General features: G+C 35.5%; 22 protein-coding genes and 1 pseudogene. 20 read left to right on the forward strand and 3 right to left on the reverse strand.

Annotation, left to right across the window (positions count from 1 at the left end):
- The 3 genes and pseudogenes from RTL21_RS01050 to RTL21_RS01060 form a co-directional block, all read left to right on the forward strand.
- Window positions 1-428 (forward strand): annotated as a pseudogene (locus RTL21_RS01050) (phosphopentomutase); the annotation flags it as partial.
- A gap of 12 nt (window positions 429-440) precedes the next feature.
- Window positions 441-1,262 carry a purine-nucleoside phosphorylase gene (locus RTL21_RS01055; protein WP_312092422.1) on the forward strand — a complete coding sequence of 274 codons (822 nt, stop codon included), beginning with the start codon at window positions 441-443 and terminating at the stop codon, window positions 1,260-1,262.
- 172 nt (window positions 1,263-1,434) lie between these two features.
- Complete coding sequence (locus tag RTL21_RS01060) at window positions 1,435-2,745, forward strand: pyrimidine-nucleoside phosphorylase (protein WP_312092424.1); 1,311 nt, start codon at window positions 1,435-1,437, stop codon at window positions 2,743-2,745.
- 42 nt (window positions 2,746-2,787) lie between these two features.
- On the opposite strand, the gene map is transcribed toward RTL21_RS01060, so the two are convergent.
- The gene (gene map, locus RTL21_RS01065) at window positions 2,788-3,534 is read right to left on the reverse strand and encodes a type I methionyl aminopeptidase (RefSeq protein WP_312092426.1); all 747 of its coding nucleotides are present in this window, start codon (window positions 3,532-3,534) and stop codon (window positions 2,788-2,790) included.
- A gap of 191 nt (window positions 3,535-3,725) precedes the next feature.
- Here map and RTL21_RS01070 point away from each other — a divergent pair, with 191 nt between their 5' ends.
- The 9 genes from RTL21_RS01070 to lysA all read left to right on the forward strand — a co-directional run bounded on the left by RTL21_RS01070 (window position 3,726) and on the right by lysA (window position 11,531).
- Window positions 3,726-4,889, forward strand: coding sequence for a D-alanyl-D-alanine carboxypeptidase family protein (locus tag RTL21_RS01070; RefSeq protein WP_312092428.1), 1,164 nt, complete (start codon window positions 3,726-3,728; stop codon window positions 4,887-4,889).
- 133 nt (window positions 4,890-5,022) lie between these two features.
- Window positions 5,023-5,373 (forward strand): anti-sigma F factor antagonist, encoded by a 351-nt coding sequence (spoIIAA, locus tag RTL21_RS01075; RefSeq protein WP_312092430.1) that lies wholly within the window; start codon window positions 5,023-5,025, stop codon window positions 5,371-5,373.
- Window position 5,374: 1 nt separating this feature from the next.
- Window positions 5,375-5,815 (forward strand): anti-sigma F factor, encoded by a 441-nt coding sequence (gene spoIIAB / locus RTL21_RS01080; protein WP_312092432.1) that lies wholly within the window; start codon window positions 5,375-5,377, stop codon window positions 5,813-5,815.
- A 12-nt stretch (window positions 5,816-5,827) separates the two neighbouring features.
- Window positions 5,828-6,586 (forward strand): RNA polymerase sporulation sigma factor SigF, encoded by a 759-nt coding sequence (sigF, locus tag RTL21_RS01085; RefSeq protein ID WP_312092434.1) that lies wholly within the window; start codon window positions 5,828-5,830, stop codon window positions 6,584-6,586.
- A gap of 180 nt (window positions 6,587-6,766) precedes the next feature.
- The gene (locus RTL21_RS01090) at window positions 6,767-7,387 is read left to right on the forward strand and encodes a stage V sporulation protein AA (RefSeq protein ID WP_312092436.1); all 621 of its coding nucleotides are present in this window, start codon (window positions 6,767-6,769) and stop codon (window positions 7,385-7,387) included.
- On the forward strand, window positions 7,377-7,796 hold the full coding sequence (locus RTL21_RS01095; protein WP_312092438.1) for a stage V sporulation protein AB: 420 nt from the start codon (window positions 7,377-7,379) through the stop codon (window positions 7,794-7,796). Before RTL21_RS01090 ends, RTL21_RS01095 begins: the two co-directional genes overlap by 11 nt.
- Before the next feature lie 27 nt (window positions 7,797-7,823).
- Window positions 7,824-8,393: a stage V sporulation protein SpoVABEA gene (gene spoVAEA / locus RTL21_RS01100; RefSeq protein ID WP_312092440.1), complete on the forward strand. Its 570-nt coding sequence runs from the start codon at window positions 7,824-7,826 to the stop codon at window positions 8,391-8,393.
- Window positions 8,386-9,864 carry a spore germination protein gene (locus tag RTL21_RS01105; protein WP_312092442.1) on the forward strand — a complete coding sequence of 493 codons (1,479 nt, stop codon included), beginning with the start codon at window positions 8,386-8,388 and terminating at the stop codon, window positions 9,862-9,864. Before spoVAEA ends, RTL21_RS01105 begins: the two co-directional genes overlap by 8 nt.
- 341 nt (window positions 9,865-10,205) lie before the next feature.
- Window positions 10,206-11,531, forward strand: a complete 1,326-nt coding sequence (lysA, locus tag RTL21_RS01110) for a diaminopimelate decarboxylase (protein WP_312092444.1) — start codon at window positions 10,206-10,208, stop codon at window positions 11,529-11,531.
- A 594-nt stretch (window positions 11,532-12,125) separates the two neighbouring features.
- Here lysA and RTL21_RS01115 read toward each other — a convergent pair.
- Window positions 12,126-12,992, reverse strand: a complete 867-nt coding sequence (locus RTL21_RS01115) for a DUF1002 domain-containing protein (protein ID WP_312092446.1) — start codon at window positions 12,990-12,992, stop codon at window positions 12,126-12,128.
- A 731-nt stretch (window positions 12,993-13,723) separates the two neighbouring features.
- Here RTL21_RS01115 and RTL21_RS01120 point away from each other — a divergent pair.
- Entirely contained in the window at window positions 13,724-14,089 is a 366-nt protein-coding gene (locus RTL21_RS01120) for a GNAT family N-acetyltransferase (protein ID WP_312092448.1), read from the forward strand.
- A gap of 90 nt (window positions 14,090-14,179) precedes the next feature.
- On the opposite strand, the gene RTL21_RS01125 is transcribed toward RTL21_RS01120, so the two are convergent.
- Entirely contained in the window at window positions 14,180-14,695 is a 516-nt protein-coding gene (locus RTL21_RS01125) for a DUF309 domain-containing protein (protein WP_312092450.1), read from the reverse strand.
- A gap of 209 nt (window positions 14,696-14,904) precedes the next feature.
- Between RTL21_RS01125 and RTL21_RS01130 the strand changes: the two genes are divergently transcribed.
- The 7 genes from RTL21_RS01130 to rluB all read left to right on the forward strand — a co-directional run bounded on the left by RTL21_RS01130 (window position 14,905) and on the right by rluB (window position 20,999).
- A complete protein-coding gene (locus tag RTL21_RS01130) occupies window positions 14,905-15,657 on the forward strand; it encodes a segregation/condensation protein A (RefSeq protein WP_312092452.1) in 753 nt (250 codons plus the stop codon).
- A 4-nt stretch (window positions 15,658-15,661) separates the two neighbouring features.
- Window positions 15,662-16,243 (forward strand): SMC-Scp complex subunit ScpB, encoded by a 582-nt coding sequence (scpB, locus tag RTL21_RS01135; RefSeq protein WP_312092480.1) that lies wholly within the window; start codon window positions 15,662-15,664, stop codon window positions 16,241-16,243.
- A 346-nt stretch (window positions 16,244-16,589) separates the two neighbouring features.
- Window positions 16,590-17,483: a superoxide dismutase gene (locus RTL21_RS01140; protein WP_312092454.1), complete on the forward strand. Its 894-nt coding sequence runs from the start codon at window positions 16,590-16,592 to the stop codon at window positions 17,481-17,483.
- Window positions 17,484-17,679: 196 nt separating this feature from the next.
- Entirely contained in the window at window positions 17,680-18,831 is a 1,152-nt protein-coding gene (locus RTL21_RS01145; RefSeq protein ID WP_312092456.1) for a D-alanyl-D-alanine carboxypeptidase family protein, read from the forward strand.
- A complete protein-coding gene (locus tag RTL21_RS01150; RefSeq protein ID WP_312092458.1) occupies window positions 18,824-19,411 on the forward strand; it encodes a nucleoside recognition domain-containing protein in 588 nt (195 codons plus the stop codon). The genes RTL21_RS01145 and RTL21_RS01150 overlap by 8 nt, the downstream gene beginning before the upstream one ends.
- Window positions 19,412-19,417: 6 nt before the next feature.
- On the forward strand, window positions 19,418-19,951 hold the full coding sequence (locus RTL21_RS01155) for a spore maturation protein (protein WP_312092460.1): 534 nt from the start codon (window positions 19,418-19,420) through the stop codon (window positions 19,949-19,951).
- 319 nt (window positions 19,952-20,270) lie between these two features.
- The gene (rluB, locus tag RTL21_RS01160; RefSeq protein ID WP_312092462.1) at window positions 20,271-20,999 is read left to right on the forward strand and encodes a 23S rRNA pseudouridine(2605) synthase RluB; all 729 of its coding nucleotides are present in this window, start codon (window positions 20,271-20,273) and stop codon (window positions 20,997-20,999) included.
- The last annotated feature ends 200 nt before the right edge of the window (window positions 21,000-21,199 follow it).

Raw genomic sequence — 21,199 nt, forward strand, 5'->3', positions numbered from 1 at the left:
CACAGTCCCTTAGAACCGTTTCAAATATGGATGGAATGGACAAGCTAGTAGATACGTTAAAAATGGATTTCACTGGTTTAAGCTTCTTGAACTTAGTAGATTTTGATGCTTTATTCGGACATAGACGTGATCCAATTGGTTACGGAAAAGCATTAGAAGAATATGATGCTAGACTTCCAGAAGTATTTGAATTACTGAAGGATGATGATTTATTAATTATTACCGCAGACCATGGGAATGATCCTATCCATCATGGAACCGATCATACAAGAGAATATGTGCCATTATTAGTGTTTAATAAAGCATTAAAAGAATCGAAGGAATTGCCACTTCGTAAAACATTTGCTGATATTGGCGCAACTGTTGCAGATAATTTTGGCGTGAAGCTGCCTAAACATGGAACTAGTTTCTTAAATGACTTAATATAAGGGGAAATAAATATGAATTATACAATGATTAAACAATCAGCAGATTTCTTAAAACAAAAATATGCAAATGCACCTAAAATTGGATTGATTCTTGGTTCTGGGTTAGGCGTTTTGGCAGAGGAAATCGAAAATCCAGTAAAAATACCATATGAAGACATTCCAGAATTTCCTGTATCTACCGTAGAAGGACACGCTGGCCAGCTAGTGTTTGGCACAATTAATGGGGTAGAAGTAGTAGCAATGCAAGGACGTTTCCATTTCTATGAGGGATATTCCTTTGATAAAGTAACTTTTCCAGTTCGAGTAATGAAAGAATTAGGTGTTGAAAAATTAATTGTAACAAATGCTGCAGGTGGAGTGAATGAAAGCTTTGCACCAGGCGATTTAATGCTAATTTCTGATCATATTAATAATATGGGAACAAATCCACTAATCGGACCTAACGACAACAAATTAGGCGCACGATTCCCTGATATGTCAGAAGCATATTGCAAAAACCTTCGTGAGACAGCGCGCAATGTAGCAAGTAAAATTGGGCTAAAGGTTCAAGAGGGTGTTTATGTCGGAAATACAGGTCCATCCTATGAAACACCAGCAGAAGTAAGAATGCTGCGCGTTTTAGGCGGAGATGCAGTCGGTATGTCAACAGTGCCAGAAGTAATTGTGGCTCGTCATGCAGGAATGAAAGTTTTAGGGATTTCTTGTATTTCCAATATGGCTGCGGGTATCCTAGATCAACCACTAAATCACGAAGAAGTAATCGAAACAACAGAAAAAGTAAAAGCAAACTTTCTTCAATATGTAAAAGAATTGATTAATGAAATTGGCGCATAAGACTATAAAAGAGAGTTACCATTTGAACATTACGTTTATATGGTAACTCTTTAGCGTAATAAGTTTATACACCGTTTACATGAATCTAATCCTTGAAATTTGCAGTAATGCGACTTTAATTTTTGCAATTTAAAGAAAATGTTTTTCAATATATAATGAAGGAGATTCTATTATGGCATTAAGAATGGTCGATTTAATTGAGAAGAAAAGAGACGGTTTAGAATTAACAAAAGAAGAAATTTCATTTATCATTCAAGGATATACAGATGGAAGTATTCCGGATTATCAAATGAGTGCTTTTGCTATGGCTGTATATTTTCAAGATATGACAGAATCAGAACGTGCGGAACTTACGATGGCAATGGTTCATTCAGGTGATGTCATTGATTTATCTGCCATTGAAGGAATTAAAGTCGATAAACATTCTACTGGAGGAGTTGGCGATACTACTACATTAGTATTAGGACCGCTTGTCGCAGCAGTAGGCGTTCCAGTGGCGAAAATGAGTGGAAGAGGCTTAGGACATACTGGTGGAACGATTGATAAATTGGAATCAGTTAAAGGGTTTCATGTAGAAATAGAAAAAGATGAGTTTATTCATTTAGTAAATAAAAATAAATTAGCGGTAATCGGGCAAAGTGGTAATTTAACTCCTGCTGATAAAAAATTGTATGCTTTAAGAGATGTAACAGCAACAGTAAATAGTATTCCGCTAATTGCTAGCAGTATCATGAGTAAGAAAATTGCTGCAGGTGCGGACTCTATTTGTTTAGATGTGAAAACTGGTGCAGGAGCATTTATGAAGACGCTAGATGCCTCAAGAGAGCTTGCAGAGGCGATGGTTCAAATAGGTAACAAGGTAGGCAGAAAAACGATGGCGGTTATATCCGATATGAGTCAGCCTTTAGGATATGCGATTGGTAATGCCCTTGAAGTAAAAGAGGCTATTGATACATTAAAAGGAAATGGACCTGAAGATTTAACAGAATTATGTCTAACATTAGGCAGTCACATGGTTTACTTAGCTGGAAAAGCGGAATCTACAGATACTGCGCGAGATATGCTTCAAGAGGTAATAGATAATGGCAAAGCCCTTGAAACATTTAAACTTTTCTTACGTTCTCAAGGTGGAGATGCAGCTGTTGTTGACAATCCAGATTTGTTACCGACGGCTAAATTTGTAATTGAGCTTCCTGCAAAAGAAACTGGCTATATCTCAGAAATAACTGCTGACAGCATTGGTACAGCTGCGATGCTTTTAGGTGCTGGGCGTGCAACGAAAGAATCGGAAATAGACTTAGCTGTTGGTTTAGTTTTGCGAAAGAAAATTGGTGAGCAAGTAGAGGCAGGAGAATCTCTTGTAACTATTTATAGTAATACAGAAGCTATTGATGATGTAACAAAAAAATTATATGAACACATTAAGGTTTCTTCTACTGCTGTAAAGGCTCCTACACTAATTTATGAAGTTATTACTCAATAGAGACAAAACCCAATGGCGAAATTTGGCCATTGGGTTTTGTCTCTATTGCTTCGTCAAGATCACTGGTCCATCAGCTGTAATAGCTAAGGTATGCTCGTATTGTGCAGAAAGACTGCCATCAACTGTCCGTGCTGTCCATCCATCTAAATCTACTTTTGCATGGTACATTCCAATGTTCAACATCGGTTCAATTGTGATAACCATGCCTTCCTTTAGGCGCGTGCCCACATTAGGTGGACCATAATGTGGAACCTGTGGTAACTCGTGCATTTCTCTACCAATTGCATGCCCAACAAAATCGCGGACTACCCCATATCCTCTTGCTTCTGCAAATGTTTGAATTGCATGGGAGATATCTCCTACTCGGTTTCCTACCACAGCTTGTTCTATTCCTATGTATAATGCGTCTTCGGTCGCTTTTAATAGATTTTTCGCTTCATCTGAAACATTTCCTACTGCGTAAGACCAAGCAGAATCAGCAAGCCATCCATCTAAGTTAACAACCATATCTATCGTAACAATATCCCCATCTTTTAAAGGAGTTTTGGACGGAAAGCCATGACAAATTACATCATTAACAGATGCACAGGTTGCAAAAGGATAGCCATGGTAACCTTTCTGTTCTGGAGTAGCCCCTCTTTGTAAGATATAGTTTTCTGCAAATATATCGATTTCTTCTGTAGTAATCCCAGGGTTCACTAATTTTTTAATTTCTTTATGACAATCTGCAAGAATTTCGCCTGCTTTTTTCATTCTTTCAATTTGTTCGGGTGTTTTTAAATGAATCAAATTTATTCCTCCTTTTACCTCTATTAATTATAACCTAGACGATCAAACAAAGCCTAACATTTGATAAGAATGTATTACTCTTTCTTATCAGTTTAGGGCTATTCAAATTATTTTATGAATATTCCTCGTTGGCTGTATAAACTTTACTTTTTTGGAAAAAATGGAGGCTATATAGAATGGAGGGTCAATAGATGAAACGCATCATATCAATGTTAGTCATTACCTGTTTTATAACATCAATTTTGGCACCAAGCACATTAGCCGCTGAGAAAAAGCAAGAATTAGTCGATAATGTAAAATCAGCCATTTTAATTGATCGAGATACAGGAACTGTTATGTATGAGAAAAACAGCGAGGAAAAGCTTCCCCCGGCAAGTATGACAAAAATAATGACCATGCTTCTTATTATGGAAGCAATTGATCAGGGAAAATTAAAGTTAGATGAAAAAATACGAACAAGTGAGCATGCGGCATCTATGGGAGGCTCACAAATATTCCTAGAACCAGGAGAAGAAATGACAACAGAGGAAATGTTAAAAGGAATTGCCATCGGTTCAGGAAATGATGCAGCAGTTGCTGTTGCTGAAAGATTAGCAGGATCTGAGGAAGAATTTGTTAATTTAATGAATAAAAAAGCAAAAGAATTAGGCTTAGAAAGTACTCAGTTTCAAAATGTTACAGGGTTGCCGGTAGCAGATCATTACAGTTCAGCAAAAGATATGGCGCTTATGGCAAAAGAGCTATTAAAGTATGAGGATATTACAAAATTCACTGGTACGTATGAAGATTATTTAAGAGAAGATACAGATAAAAAGTTTTGGCTTGTTAATACTAACCGTCTTGTTAAGTTTTATCCAGGAGTAGATGGTTTAAAAACTGGTTTTACAGCTGAAGCGAAATATTGTTTAACAGCAACTGCTATGAAGAATGGAATGCGTGTAATTGCAGTTGTTTTCGGTGCGCCAACATCGAAAGAAAGAAATGCTCAAGTAACAAAAATGCTTGATTATGCATTTAGTCAATATGAAACACATCCATTGCATAAACGAGAAGAAGCAATTGGCAAAGTGAAGGTAAGTAAAGGATCAGAAAAAGAATTAACTGCTGTTACAAGCGAACCTATTTCCATCCTTACGAAAAAAGGGGAGCAAATAGATAAATTAGAAAAAGTAATCACCATGAATAAAAATTTAAAAGCCCCAATTGAAAAAGGGCAGGAAATTGGCAAAATTACGTATAAACAAGATGGTAAAACATTAGTTTCAAGTCCATTAGTTGCCCAAAAAGAAATAAAGCAAGCGAAATGGTGGACTTTGTTTAAACGTTCAGCTGGAATGTTTACGAAAACAGAATAGTATTTTTTGGTGTTGTCGAATCGGTTAGTATTCCTTCTATTTTTAGCGAATTGACACTAGTTTTGTCTGTGGAGAAGGAAATGCATTATGAATCTAGAATAGTTTCTTTAAACCAAATAAGGAGGCTATTCTTGTGAGTCTTAATATTGAGTTGGAAGTAAAAAACAATGTACTTTGTATACGCCTATCTGGGGAATTGGATCATCACTATGCAGAAGAATTACGAACAAAAGCAACTACTGCCATAGAGAGCTATAATATTCGTCACATCATATTAAACCTTGAACACTTATCCTTCATGGATAGTTCTGGCTTAGGTGTTATCTTAGGCAGATATAAACAAATAAAGCAGCTAGGGGGAGAAATGGTGATTTGTGCTATTTCCCCAAGTGTACAGCGCTTATTTGATATGTCAGGCATGTTTAAAATTATGAAGCTAGAAACAAATGAAGAATTTGCCCTACAACGATTGGGGGTAGCTTAAGATGAGAAATGAAATGCATATCCAATTTAGCGCACTTAGCCAGAATGAATCCTTTGCGCGTGTGACGGTAGCAGCTTTTATTGCACAGCTTGATCCAACAATGGATGAATTAACAGAAATTAAAACAGTCGTATCAGAAGCAGTGACAAACTGTATTATTCATGGCTATGAAAATGATCCGAATGGAATTGTTTATATTTCTGTCATATTAGAAGATTCATACATTGATTTAACCATCAGAGATGAAGGGAAAGGAATTTTCGATGTAGAGGAAGCAAGACAGCCATTATTTACGACAAAGCCAGAGCTTGAACGATCTGGTATGGGATTCACCATCATGGAAAACTTTATGGATGAAATCGAAATTCAATCAAGTCCAGATAGCGGAACAGAGATTCGTCTGCGTAAGCATTTAATGAATAGCAAAATGCTGAGCAATTAAGGAGAATCGTCTATGGATGTGGAGGTAAAGAAAGATAAGAAGGAAACGTATCTAAAAGACCATGAAGTCAAAGACTTAATAAAACGAAGCCAAGATGGAGATCAATCAGCGAGAGATACTATCGTTCAGAAAAATATGCGTCTTGTTTGGTCAGTCGTACAAAGATTTTTAAATAGGGGATATGATCCAGATGATTTATTTCAAATTGGATGTATCGGTCTATTAAAATCGGTTGATAAATTTGATTTAAGCTATGATGTAAAATTTTCAACCTATGCTGTCCCAATGATTATTGGAGAAATACAACGATTTATCCGTGATGATGGGACGGTAAAGGTAAGCAGATCGTTAAAAGAATTAAGCAATAAAATTCGTAAGGCGAAGGACGAACTATCTAAGCAATATGGCAGAACACCAACAGTCGGGGAACTTTCCGAGTTTTTAGATATACCTCCAGAAGATATCGTTCTCGCGCAAGAAGCAGCAAGAACACCATCCTCCATTCATGAAACGGTTTATGAAAATGATGGAGATCCAATTACTTTATTGGATCAAATCGATGATGGCAATGAAGGAAAATGGTTTGATAAGATAGCTCTGCAAGAAGCAATTCGCGAATTGGATGAAAGAGAACGTCTGATTGTTTATTTAAGATACTATAAAGATCAGACTCAGTCAGAAGTAGCGACGAGATTAGGCATTTCCCAAGTTCAGGTTTCTAGGCTAGAGAAAAAAATATTATTGCAAATGAAAGAACAGATGGATCTTTAAATGAAAAAAGTCGGCAATCTTCTATACGAGGATGCCGACTTTTTTGTAATCAGCATTTATTCCAAGCCGTCGTATTTGCGGTTTAAGAAAAAATTACCATTTAGAAGTCTTTCATATTTTTGACAGGATTATCGAATAATACAGTTATGAGGTAAACAACGTGTGTTAGGACGTGAAGCAATGGCAGAGACTATATATATTCGTATGAGACATCGGATTCAAAAAAAGTCAAATGACCGGATTTTCCTGAAGGATCTTGCGCAAATCATTGCTACAGATGAATTGCTGTCACAGCTAAAAAATGTATGTCTTTACCATATTACAGAACAGGATAAAAACATCATCATTATTGATAGTACACAGGTTATTCGTGAGATAAAAAAAAGATTCAAAGACCTGGAAATTCAACTTATTGGTCCTGCTCAAACGATTATAGAGGTTGTTTTTGAGAAAAGAAAAGTAACCCTTCCCTTTTTTATATTAGTTTGGCTTTTGCTATTTATTGGCTCTGGATTAACTATTATGAATTTTCATGAGGATGTAAGTATGCAGACGGTTCATCAGCGCGTTTATAAAATGATTACTGGTAAGGAAGTAGAAAAACCGTTAATTTTTCAAATTCCATATTCAATCGGTTTAGGACTTGGGATGGTGATATTTTTTAACCATGTATTTAAAAAACGGCTTAATGAAGAGCCAAGTCCATTGGAAGTTGAAGTATTCAATTATCAGCAGTCCTTAGATCAATACATGATTATGCATGAAAATAAAGAAAGTATAAAGAAATTAGATGATCATTAGTATCTTATTTGTCATCTTTGTCGGGTTAGCTTGGGGCATTACGGTTGGTGCCGGTTACGTTGCCTTTTTAACGGTATTTGGAATTATTCCAAGGCTGACGCAATTGACGAAAACTTTCAGTAAAATTTATGCATATGAATGGGCTGCTGTTTTAGGAGCTGTATTAGGGACACTTGCATTTTTAAGAGAGCCTGCTTTTTCGTTACCTGCTTTTCTACTGATTCTAATGGGATTGGCAGATGGAATTTATGTTGGAATGATTGCAGCAGCATTAACAGAAGTGTTAGATGTATTCCCCCTTTTAGCAAAAAGAATTGGAATTGACGATCGACTATTAGTTTTAATGATGGCTCTTGTTTTTGGTAAAATCTTTGGCTCCTTGTTTCATTGGATCTATTTTATTCCATAATGTCAATTGTGAAAGGAAGTATAAAGAATGGAAAATAGGAGAAAAGTAATCCTAATAACAGATGGAGATGAGTATGCCAAAAGAGCCGTTGAGAGTGTAGCAAAGGAAGTGGGTGGAAGATGCATATCTACTTCTTTTGGTAATCCTAGTAATCATAGTGGAGAGGAAATTCTAAATCTTATAAAAAAGGCAAAAAAAGACCCTGTTTTAGTTATGTTTGACGATAGTGGGTTTGTTGGGGAAGGTACTGGTGAAAAAGCACTGAAATACATAGCTACACATCCTGATGTAGAAGTGTTGGGAGTCATTGCAGTGGCGAGCAGAACAAGAAGAGAGGAATGGACGAAAATTGATGTTTCGATTGACCAAGATGGAGAATTAACTCCTTACGGTGTCGACAAATATGGAATTCCAGAAATTGAAATAGGAAGAGTGAATGGAGATACCGTTTACGTATTGGATGAATTAAATTTACCACTTGTTGTTGGTATTGGTGACATTGGGAAGATGGGGAAAAAAGATGCTTATGATAAGGGAGCACCAATTACGAGAAAAGCAGTTGAATATATTTTAGAAAGAAGTGGTTTTTATGAGTAGCAAGACGGAAAAAAAGGTTCCGATAAATGAGGATTTAGATATAATAGAAAAATATATGAAGGATCGGGTTGGGCTTGGAACAAGCTTTGATTTAGGTGTTCGCAAAATAAAGGTAATGCGTAAAGAAGTTCATTTATATTATGTAAATGGATTATGTGACAGTGTTTTAATTGCTGAATTGTTAGAGCAGCTATTATTCTTAAATGATACAGATAGAAAATCACAAGCAAGCAATATTTTTGATATTGTTGAAAATCAACTGGTGCACCAAAGTGTACAGCCAATTAAAAGTATGGATGAATTGGTGGATCAAGTCCTTTCTGGATTAATTGCCGTTGTAGTAGAAGGCTATAATCACGGCTTAGTTGTAGATGTAAGAAGTTATCCTGGGAGAATGCCGCAAGAGCCAGATACAGAGAAGGTTGTTCGTGGTTCTAGAGATGGTTTTGTCGAAAATATTATCGTAAATACAGCGATTACAAGAAGAAGAATTAGAGATGAACGATTACGTTTTGAGATTATGAGAATAGGGGAGCGTTCCAAAACAGATATTGCCGTTGGCTATATTGATGGAATAGCAGATCCAGATTTAATTGAAATTGTCAAAAAAGAACTGCAAAATATTAAAGCAGATGGATTAACGATGGCGGATAAAACGATTGAAGAATTTTTATTAAAGCAAAGTTATAATCCGTATCCTCTTGTTAGATATACCGAAAGAGCGGACGTAGCTGCGACTCATTTATTAGAAGGACATGTGATTATTTATGTAGATACATCACCTAGTGTAATTATAACACCAGCAACTTTTTTCCATCACTTACAGCATGCAGAAGAATATAGACAAGCCCCGATGATTGGTACCTTTATTAGATGGATTAGATTTATCGGTGTTATTGCTTCGATTTTTTTCTTGCCACTTTGGTTTTTGGTAGTATTAGAACCATCTTTGTTACCTGAAAGGCTTGCTTTTATCGGTCCGAATGAAACGACAAATATTCCGATTGTCGTTCAGATCTTTTTAGCAGACATTGGGTTAGAATTTTTACGGATTGCCGCTATCCATACGCCAACACCATTATCAACAGCAATGGGGTTAATAGCCGCAGTCCTCATCGGCCAGATTGCGATAGATGTTGGTTTATTTGTGCCAGAAGTCATCCTTTATGTGTCAGTCGCAGCAATAGGTAACTTTGCTACACCAAGTTATGAATTGGGAATTGCCAACAAAATAGTTCGGTTAATCTTATTAATTGTAGTAGCGATTTTCCGTACGCCAGGATTTATCATTGGAATAACGATTTATCTTTTATTCCTATGTAGAACAAGAACGTTAAATGTACCTTATCTATGGCCATTAATTCCTTTTTATCCAAAAGCTTTTGCTCAAATTCTTGTACGCCGGACTGTTCCAGGCAACAGAATCAGACCAAGTCATTTACATCCTCAAGATCGTTTTAAACAGCCTTAAGAGAGTATAAATTGCTTCAAGATCAGAAAAAAAACGGGCAGATTATTCCATCTTTTTCTAGAATGGATAACTGCCCGTTCTCTTTGCTAAAACAAATGATCAACTATTGAGAATTGCCTTAAAATGTGGTACATTTGGATAATTAAAGTGAGCTATTAATAAAGTGAAGCTTCATTCAATAAAGGTTTCTATCCATTATTACGGATAGAATAACTAATTGGGTGTATACGAATCGCGATGAAATATAAGTTTCACAAACAGACAAGCTCTACTCCATAGACTGTCTGTTTTTAATAGAGGGTTAATTTATACTTAATTTATGGAAGAATAGAGGGGAATCAATGCATTATTACGGAACTTCAAAGGTAAATGATGCTGGTCATCTTGAAATAGGCGGGGTAGATACGCTCTTATTAGTCGAAAAATTTGGAACACCGGTCTACATTTATGATGTGGAATTGATTAGAGAAAGAGCCAGAGGATTTAAGCAAACATTTGACCAACTAGGAGTAAAGGCGCAAGTTGCTTATGCAAGCAAAGCTTTTTCGACCATTGCAATGGTCCAACTAGCAAACGAAGAAGGCTTATCCTTGGATGTTGTTTCTGGTGGTGAGTTATATACGGCAATTGCTGCTGATTTCCCCGTAGAAAGAATACATTTTCATGGGAATAATAAAAGTAAAGATGAACTATTAATGGCAATAGACTATAAGATCGGCTGTATCGTCGTGGATAATTTTTATGAGCTTGAAATGCTTCAACAGCTATGTGAAGAAAAAAAGACAAAAATGTCTATTCTTTTAAGGGTTACACCTGGTATTGAAGCACATACTCATGACTATATTTTAACAGGTCAAGAAGATTCAAAATTTGGATTTGACTTACAAAATGGACAAGCAGAAGCAGCTTTGTTAAAAGCGATAGAGTCCCCATTTTTAGAAGTTTTAGGGCTGCATTGTCATATTGGCTCCCAAATTTTTGATACGACAGGATTTGTACTTGCTGCAAAAAAAATAATGGCACATTTAAAAGAGTGGAAAGCAAATCATGGTTTTGAATCACAAGTATTAAATTTAGGCGGTGGGTTTGGAATTCGTTATACTGCGGAAGACCAACCGATAAAGCCGGCTGAATATGTAGAAGTAATTATAAAGGAAGTAAAAGAACAAGTAGGGAATTTACAAATGAAAATGCCTGAGATATGGATTGAGCCAGGAAGATCACTCGTAGGTGATGCTGGTACAACATTATATCAAATTGGTTCACGAAAAGAAGTGCCAAATGTCAGAAATTATTTAGCTATTGACGGAGGAATGAGCGATAATATCCGCCCTGCTTTGTATCAAGCAAAGTATGAAGCTGTTCTTGCTAATAAACCGCTTCAAGCACCAGATGAAACAGTTTCGATTGCAGGAAAATGCTGTGAATCAGGGGATATGCTTATTTGGGACCTGCCATTACCAAAAGCAAATGATAAAGATGTTCTTGCTGTCTTCTGCACAGGCGCATATGGATATTCCATGGCAAATAATTATAATCGCATCCCACGACCGCCAGTTGTATTCGTGGAAAATGGCGAAGCAACATTAGTAGTAAAAAGAGAATCATTCGAAGATTTATTACGATTAGATTTACCCTATAAAGAAGCAGCTTCTTTAAAAAAATAGGTGCAAAAAAACATACTGGGACAAAACTAAATAGCCAATCTGTAAAGACGAACAATCTCATTTAGCTCTTAAATAAAGTAATCTATGTTTTTAAATATAGTCAAGTCTAAAAACTAATTTGTTCCATTGCGCTACAAACACACGATGCGTCGGGGAGGAAGCTGAGCCTCATCGGCTTCGCCTGTGGGGTCTAAAGCGTCCTCTATTTCCCGCAGGAGTCGAGTGTTTTCCGCTCCATTCCACTTCGTTTTTAAAGGCAATTTCCTAAAAACTTATTTTTTGCCAAGAAAAAATAAATTAGTAAGAAAAATGGAGCAGCCTGAATACACGTAGACGCCACAGGGAGCTGCGAGAAAGTCCGAGACCCTGCAGGCCAAAGGCAGACCGCGGATCGGCGCTCGCCCCATGGAAAGCGAAGTGTATTCAGGCTGCGGATATTAACACTAACTTTACTGAAACAGCCTTTTATAAAACTAATATAAACCCGAACAACCATATGGATTTTTCGCATATTTGTTCGGGTTTATATATAGCTGGAATACTTATGTCCCAGCCCCTTTTCTTACCTTTAAATGATTACAACGGAATTCAATTTTAGGAAAAGAAAGATTTAATCGCATCCACAATACTTGCAAATACTTCTTTAATCTTTGCTAAAAAGCTTTTTCCTTCCTCACTTTCCAAATAACCAGTGAGTTTATCCTTTGCTTCACTTAGTTGATTTCCTACTTGATTCCAGTCTATATTAAGTTCTTTTAGTTTATTAAAGAATGAAATAAGACTTTGTAACTGTTCGTCTGTTAAAGTAATATTTAATTCTTTAGCTGAATCCTGGATAATTGATTGTACTTCTTCAACCGTTTGCGGTTTATCTTCTGCTATTTGCTCTTTAATTTTTGCCATTAAGGCAGTCGCTTCTTCTTGTCCGATATCCTCGCCTAAATTAGCCGTTTCTACCATCTCTTCATTTGCTGCCTGCTTTACGTCTTCTGGAATCACTGTATCTGTTGAAACTTCGTATGCTTTAATAATACCTGTTAGGGCAGCGGTCCCAGAAACTTCAATAGGAGCAGTAATATAGATTTTTGCATCCTTTACACCTGCTGTAATCAATGCATTAATATACATCTCATCGGTAACCCAGTTTATATTTTTTGTAGTTACTTGAATACCAGTACCTTTGTCCCCAATTGTAATGGCAGAAGAGGAGATTGCTCTAGTACCAATTAACGATTTTGAGATATAGTTTCCTAAATATTGATGTTCCTCTTGGTTGGATACCGTTATAATTTCAACGTCTTCAGGAGCATTCATTTCAGTTAATAAAAGCTGTTTTTGTTCTTCTGTTAAATTTTCCCCAAGAGTAACAATCATATCGCCAACTGCGACATCTGCATACACTGGTATCGGCAATACTAGTAAGAAAGCAAATATCATTAGTAGTAATTTATTTTTTTTCATTTATTTTCCTCCTGTTTTTTCCTTCTGATGTACTGGTTTAAAAGTAGTACATACGTTATTTCTTTAAAATAGCATATTTTCCCGTAATGTAAAGTAACTACATCTAATAGACGTATCCTATTAGTAAATGGTTTCCTATTATCGTCATATTGTATTTCCTTCCCTTTATTATTCACCATAAATCCAGAAAAAATAAAGTTTTGTGTAGCTTTTTAATGTACGCATGCATATTTTATATAGTATTAAATAGAATTCTATTGTTAAAATAAATAAATTTAGTTTTTCATTGTTCTAATGCTTAATTAAAGCTGCAAACTGGAGATTTGATCTGTGGGAAAATGCATCTGTACACTCGTGAGTGGGGAGGGACGAATGATAAATTTTGAAAAAGTCCTTTAAATTTATTTCTCTGAAAATCATGTAAGAACTTAGAACAAAATAATAGAATTTTATGGGTAATTAGGCATATATAGTAATGAATCCTAATGCTTATAAGATTTTCATTGAAGAATATGGCTAATTTATGTATGATAGAACCAATAACATATATCATGTTTTTTTGGTCGGTTCTAGATAATTCTTACAAAAAAGGAAGAGGATGATAAGAAATTCGTGGCAACTTCGGTGCAGATGAATATTTTTTTGATTTAAGATCGAGAAAGATTGATTGAATCTTATTTTGGATGGGAAAACTGTTAGTGAATATGTTTTAAAAATAATGAGGGATATTAATGATTATTCGATATAAAAAGGCATTTGAGAAGATTGCAATGGGATTATTATCTTTTATGCCTGCAGAAAAAGATTTAAAAGTATTACAACAAACAATTAAACAATATGAGTCAGACGAAAACTGGCAATTATTTTTGTGGAAAGATGAAGAAGATATTATTGGTTTAATCGGTGTTATTTTTGAAGACGAATCTTCCATTACGATTCAGCATATATCTGTCAATCCATCACATAGGCATCAAGGGGTTGGAAAAGCCATGGTACAGGCTGTTAAAGGGCTTTATCCGAATCGTACGATGAAATCAAATGACTTAATTGTAAATTTTTTATCTAAGTGTTATGAAGGCGTTCAAGTAGATAAATAGAAATCGGAGGCTGTTTTGATGTGGAATAAACCATTTAAGGTTTCTCTCATCAAAGCGCCTCTTTTTTTATGATGTTAAAAAGGAGTCCTGCTATTCTCTTTTTTTCTTCTTTAGAGCTTCATTTCGTTCCATGATAACCAAGCTTCTATCGCGTGTTAAATGGCGATGAATAATTTCTATGGGGATTCCATCCCTGTTTTTCCAACTGACTCCCATTGATTGAGCCAACTTTACGCATTTTTTTTCTAGCAATTTATCCGAAATAGGTAAGTGATATGGTCGAAAGTTATGGCTTTGTTCGATATGTTTTTCTTGGTTCTTTAACAAATCGATTAAGCTTGTTTCATCTAGACCTAATTTACTTATACTTTCTTTGTGTTTTTCTAAAAGCTGCCAACTTTTAATGATTGTTTTTTTCGCTCCCTTGAAATTTTCCCTCCGATGGTGATAGGCAGAGACAGCCATAAGGATGAAACCTACCCAGATGGACTCTTTATTCCGACTATCAACCTTTTTCCAATATTCCTCCAATATTTCATGACATTCAAAAAAATCTTGATCCCCATGAAAATGAACAAGAAATTGCATATATTCTTTTGGATACATAAGCGTCTCCTTATTTTTTTTATAATTAAAAAGTTTTGTATAGACCATTTATATGGTTGTTATTATATCGATAAAAGATAAAATTTGAAAATATAAGCCTTAAAATAGTGAATTGGATGATTTTTCTGTTGGATAACTATTGTGTTTCCTCTATACTAATACTATCATTATGAAGTTAAGGGTATTCTATTAGGATTTTGGTGAGAATAATGCAGTATAATGTGAAAATTGATAGTTTTGAAGGGCCGCTAGATTTGCTTCTTCATTTAATCAATAAATTAGAAATCGATATTTATGATATTAACGTAGCAGAAATTACAGAACAATATTTAGAATATGTTCACGCTATGCAAGTGCTACAATTGGATGTAGCAAGTGAATTTTTGGTGATGGCTGCAACTCTTTTAGCAATTAAGAGCAAAATGCTTTTGCCAAAACATGAGGAAGATTTACTTGATGACGATTTGATGTATGAGCCGGAAGAAGATTCGCGGGAAGAACTAATTGAGAGGTTAGTAGAATATCGCAAATTTAAAGAGGCGGCAGACGATTTAAAAGAGATGGAATTAGAACGAGGGCTTATTTTTACCAAGCCTCCAAGTGATTTATCAGACTTTAGCTTAAATAACGAAGAAATCGCCAAGCAAGAGTTAGATGTTTCTCTCTATGATATGCTAGCCGCCTTTCAAAAATTGCTTAAACGAAAGAAACTACAGGCGCCACTAGCCACGAAGATTACGAGGCAAGAAATTCCAATTGAAAATCGCATGGAAGAAATTGTCGGTTTCTTAAGAGACAAAAAAGGAAGAATATCATTTGATGAACTTTTTCCAGTTGCGACAAAATCACATATCGTAGTTACTTTTTTGGCAATATTAGAACTTTTAAAGCGTCGACAGATATTTGTGGAGCAAGAAGGTAATTTCGCAGATATTTTTGTAATGGGAAAGGAAGTTGAATAAAAGGTTGAAAGTGAATGACTGGAAAGCGATCGTTGAGAGTCTTTTATTTGCTGCAGGGGATGAAGGGTTAACGATTAAGCAATTAATGCACGTCCTAGATATGGAGCAATTAGAGGTAGAGCAATTAGTTGATGAGCTGATTAAAAATTATCGTAAAGATAAAACAAGAGGAATTTCTATTATTGAAATTGCGGGTACGTATCAATTCGCCACAAAGAAAGAGCATTCGGATTTTTTAAAAAAATTAGTGGAATCTCCTCACGCTTCCACTTTATCGCAAGCTGCTTTAGAAACATTAGCAATTATTGCTTATAAGCAGCCGATTACAAGAGCGGAAATTGAGGAAATTAGAGGAGTTAAAACAGAAAGACCACTTCATACGCTGTCAGCTAAAGCGTTAATTAAAGAAGTAGGAAGAGCGGAAGGTGCAGGTAGAGCGATTCTTTATGGAACAACTAAAGAGTTTCTCGATCACTTTGGATTAAAGAATTTAGGGGAACTGCCTTCATTAGCAGAAAAAGAAGAAGAGTTCAATCAAGAAGAAGCAGATTTATTTTTTGAATCTTTTCAGCAAATAGAAGATTAAGAAGAAGTATCTAGGCAATTGCTTAGATGCTTTTTTTGTGAAATTTTTTAATAGTTAAGTTAAGCTAGTAAAAAATTTTCAAGTCAATTTGGTATCTAGCTCCTGCCGCTTAGCAAACGTCAGGTCACTTTTTTGCATAGAAACATGAACAAGCTATCGCTCTTCGTGTTTCCTTTATCGAAAAAAATGCCCTTTAAGTTTAGAAGCCGGTGAACAAGGTATTTGCGCTTTTGTTACTGGTTGTTAACGAATTCAGAGCGATACCTCCATTTTAAAGACATGTTGCTCATCCTTTTGTCATACCTTTTATAAGAACGATTTTGGAAGGAATGGAGTTGACACATAGATGAGTAGTTACAATGAGTATGTTAGGAATGTGTTAATTTGGAACCAGGAATTAAAAAGTTTATTGGAAGCGGAAGAAGTACAAAAGGAAGAAAGTATTTGGAAAAGGCTTGATAAATTTTCACAGTTAATGGAAGGGGTTCAAAGACGACCAATTGAAACAGAGGAATTAATTAGAATTCAGCATGAAGCAGAGGATCTACACGAACAGATGGAAAGCTATTTTGCACAAAGACAGCAGCTTGGAACGATATTTATGAAAGAGCCAACGGTTTCTGCTGGGAAGCACCAATTGCCAAGGTTAGGATATGCTTATGATGCGTTAGAGCCTTATATCTCAAAAGAAATAATGGAGCTCCACCACCAAAAGCATCATCAATCCTATGTGGATGGATTAAATAAGGCAGAAGAAAAGCTGAAAACGGCAAGAAAGGATAAGAACTTTAGCCTTATAAAGCATTGGTCTAGAGAGCTTGCTTTTCATGGTTCTGGCCATTATCTTCATACGATTTTCTGGAATAATATGAGTTCGAAAGGTGGCGGGGAACCTAAAGGGGCACTAATGGAAGAAATAAAAAATTACTTTGGTAGTTTTGCAGCATTTAAGCAACATTTTACGGAAGCAGCAAAAGCGGTAGAGGGTGTTGGTTGGGCGCTACTAGTATGGTCTCCGAGAGCAAGGCATTTAGAAGTTCTTCAATCGGAAAGGCATATGCTTTTAACACAATGGGATACGATTCCGTTATTAGTACTAGATGTATGGGAACATGCTTACTATTTACAGTATAAAAACAATAGAGGAGAATATGTAGAAAATTGGTGGAATATTGTAAATTGGAAGGATGTAGAAAATAGATTTTTAAAAGCAAGTGAATTAAAGTGGAGACCTTATTAATTGGAATAAATAGTAAATAGGTCGTTTTTGTAAGGGTTGGGGTAAAAGCGACAATCTAAACACCTTAAGTATGTAGCTCGGAATTCTGGGCTACATATTTTTAATTTTGCTAGTAAAGCATTAATTTATTAGTCATACGCCTGTCTTTTTTTTCATAAACTTGTACAAACCATAAAAGGAGACGAGGTTGTGTTAAATGAAATCACGTAAAATTATTATTCTTACTATCATTACCTCCATTCTGTTCCTTGCGATTCCACAAAAAAGCAGTGCACAAATGTACGTAAGTGCTCAAAGTGCTATTTTAATGGAACAAGATTCTGGACGAGTTATTTTTGAAAAGGATGCACATACACAAAGAAGAATTGCCAGTATTACAAAAATAATGACAGCAATTCTTGCAATTGAGTCTGGAAAACTAGATAAAACGGTGACAGTTAGTAATAATGCGATTAGAGCAGAAGGATCTTCTATTTATTTGGAAGTAGGCGAAAAAATTAAATTAGAAGATCTTGTATATGGATTAATGCTCCGATCTGGGAATGATGCTGCAGTTGCTATTGCTGAAACAGTTGGTGAAAGCTTAGATGGATTTGTCTATTTAATGAATCAAAAGGCTGAAGAAATCGGGATGAAGAACACTCATTTTGCTAACCCCCATGGACTTGATGATCATGAAGATCATTATTCAACGGCCTATGATATGGCTTTGCTTACCCGCTATGCCATGAAGAATGATACATATAAAAAGATTGCTGGAACAGAAAGTTATCGTTCGGAAAGTTCAAACAATAAGTGGGACCGGGTCTGGAAAAATAAAAATAAACTATTAACGAGTCTTTATGAATATTCAACCGGTGGAAAAACAGGCTATACGAAGAGAGCAAAAAGAACGTTAGTTAGTACAGCTGAAAAGGATGGAGTGGCTTATATCGCTGTTACTTTAAATGATCCAGATGATTGGGACGATCATATCAATATGTTTGAATCAGCATTTAAACAATATAAAATGGTACAGGTGTTAGAAAAAGGGAAAATTAAAACAGTTAAAGATAAGTTTTATAAGAATAAAGTTTACTTAATGTCAGCTGTAGATTTCCCTGTGACAAAGAAAGAAAAAGATTTATTTAAGGTAGAGTATAAGCTGACCAAGGTAAAAAAGGATTGGCAAAGAAATCAGGAGAATGTACCTGAAATAGTAGGTGAAGCAAAAATATATTTAGATGACAAGTTGGTTGATACCGCTCCAATTCATTTTAAACATGATAAGAAAAAGGAATCAAAAAGCTTTTTAGATTATTTCAAAAATATGTTTATGGCAATGACTGGAGTTGGCAAGGATGGTTAATTATATTTGGGCAGCCCTTGCTATTATTGGCATAGTCTTCGCAGCTATCAATGGAACAATGGATGAAGTCAATAAAGCGATTTTTTCTGGTGCTAAAGAAGCGGTAACGATATGTATTGGATTAATCAGTGTTCTTGTCTTCTGGCTAGGGATGATGAAAATAGCAGAACAGGCAGGATTACTCCAAAAACTTACCAACCTATTTAGACCAATAATAGCAAAGCTTTTTCCAGAGGTTCCAAAAAATCACCCTGCAATGGGATATATACTATCAAATATGATTGCAAATATATTTGGGTTAGGAAATGCAGCAACGCCACTAGGAATCAAAGCGATGGAAGAATTGAAAAGATTAAATGGGGGCAAGAATACAGCAAGCAACAGTATGATTACTTTTCTTGCCTTAAACACATCTTGCATTACATTAATTCCGACAACGGTTATTGCTATCAGAATGAATTATCATTCTGCGTCTCCAACAGATATAGTAGGACCAACCATCATCGCTACCATTTTCTCTTGTATAGGTGGGATTTTGATTGACCGCTATTTTTACCATAAGAGAATGAGAAAAGGGTGATGAGTGATGGAGATAATATCTTTAATTTCATTGTGGATGATACCTTCCCTCATTGGGTTTATTTTACTGTATGGAACATTTAAAAAGGTTCCAACATATGAAAGCTTTGTCGAAGGTGGGAAAGAAGGTATACAGATTGCTTTCTCTATTATTCCTTATTTAGTGGGAATGCTCGTTTCTATATCTATTTTTCGAGCATCTGGGGCATTAGAATTTTTTATGAGTTTTCTTAAGCCAGCTTTAGACTTTATCGGAGTTCCATCAGAAGTAGCACCACTTGCTATTATTAGACCGATCTCAGGAAATGCTGCTTTAGGCATGACGAGCGATTTAATTGCTACCTACGGACCAGATTCATTTATCGGAAGACTCGCTTCTGTTATACAAGGAAGCACTGATACAACTCTCTATGTATTAACTGTCTATTTTGGTGCAGTCGGAATTAAGAAAATGGGAGACGCTCTAAAAGTCGGATTACTAGCAGATCTCGTCGGATTTATCGCAGCCATTGTAGTTGTAACTTTAATGTTTGGGAAATAAGAATTAAATGTCTCAGGTAAAGTTTGTGAAAATGAACTTTTCCCTGAGATATTTTTTGTTTCATTCAAAAAGAGAATCGATTTTAATGGAGTAATTATAAAGTCTTAGTCTCTTTTCCTCCCCCATTTCAAAGATTTCTTTGAAATTTCATCAATTTATGTCATAATTCATAGGAATGGCAAAAAAGGAACGATCAAGCGTTTTGAATTAGTCTGTTTTCTAATAAATTGATACAAAAAAAGAGGATAAACAGTTAGAAATACTTTATAAAAACGATCAATCATTTTTTACTGTTGAGAAATTGGATGAGGTGATATAGATGGAAAGACTACAAAAAGTAATCGCACATGCTGGGATTGCATCAAGAAGAAAAGCAGAGGAATTAATCCTTGAAGGAAAAGTAAAAGTAAATGGAAAAACAATTAAAGAATTAGGCGTCAAAGTAGGTTCTAACGATAAAATAGAGGTAAGTGGCATCCCTGTAGAAAGAGAAGAACCGGTTTATTTTATTCTTTATAAACCAAGAGGCGTGATCTCAAGTGTAAATGACGATAAAGGAAGAAAAGTCGTAACCGATTATTTTTCTGAAATAGAAGCAAGAATTTATCCAATTGGACGTCTAGACTATGATACTTCAGGCATTATTCTTTTAACGAACGATGGAGAATTTGCAAATCTTATGATGCATCCAAAGGGTGAAATTGAGAAAGTTTACGTTGCCAAAGTTAAAGGGATACCGGCCAGGGAAAAAGTAAAGCAATTGGAAAGAGGAATTATGCTAGAGGATGGCAAAACTGCTCCTGCAAAAGTAAAAATCCTTTCTGTTGATAAGAAGAAAGGAACAAGTATTGTTGAATTGAAAATTCACGAAGGAAGAAATCGCCAAGTAAGAAGAATGTTTGAGGCGATTGGAACTCCTGTAATGAAATTAAAAAGGGAAAGATATTCTTTCTTAAATTTAAACGGCTTACAGCCTGGAGATGCACGTGAACTTACTGCACATGAGGTGAAGTTATTAAGAGCAGAGGCCCAGAAGAAGAAAGGGTAAGTGTTAATCTGATTATTGTTAAGATGTTGTCAGCAGGAGAGTTTGTTAATAAACTCTCCTCAGCTGCTTCAATTCTTCCATACATCATTGCAATAGGCTGTTTTCTAAAAGATTGTTGCTTTCTTAATAGAAAAAATCAATTAACGAGGAAATCTGAGCAGCCTGAATACACGTAGACGCCACGGGGATTAGCGAGACAG

It is taken from the genome of Niallia sp. (assembly GCF_031978665.1).
Taxonomy (GTDB): domain Bacteria; phylum Bacillota; class Bacilli; order Bacillales; family Cytobacillaceae; genus Niallia.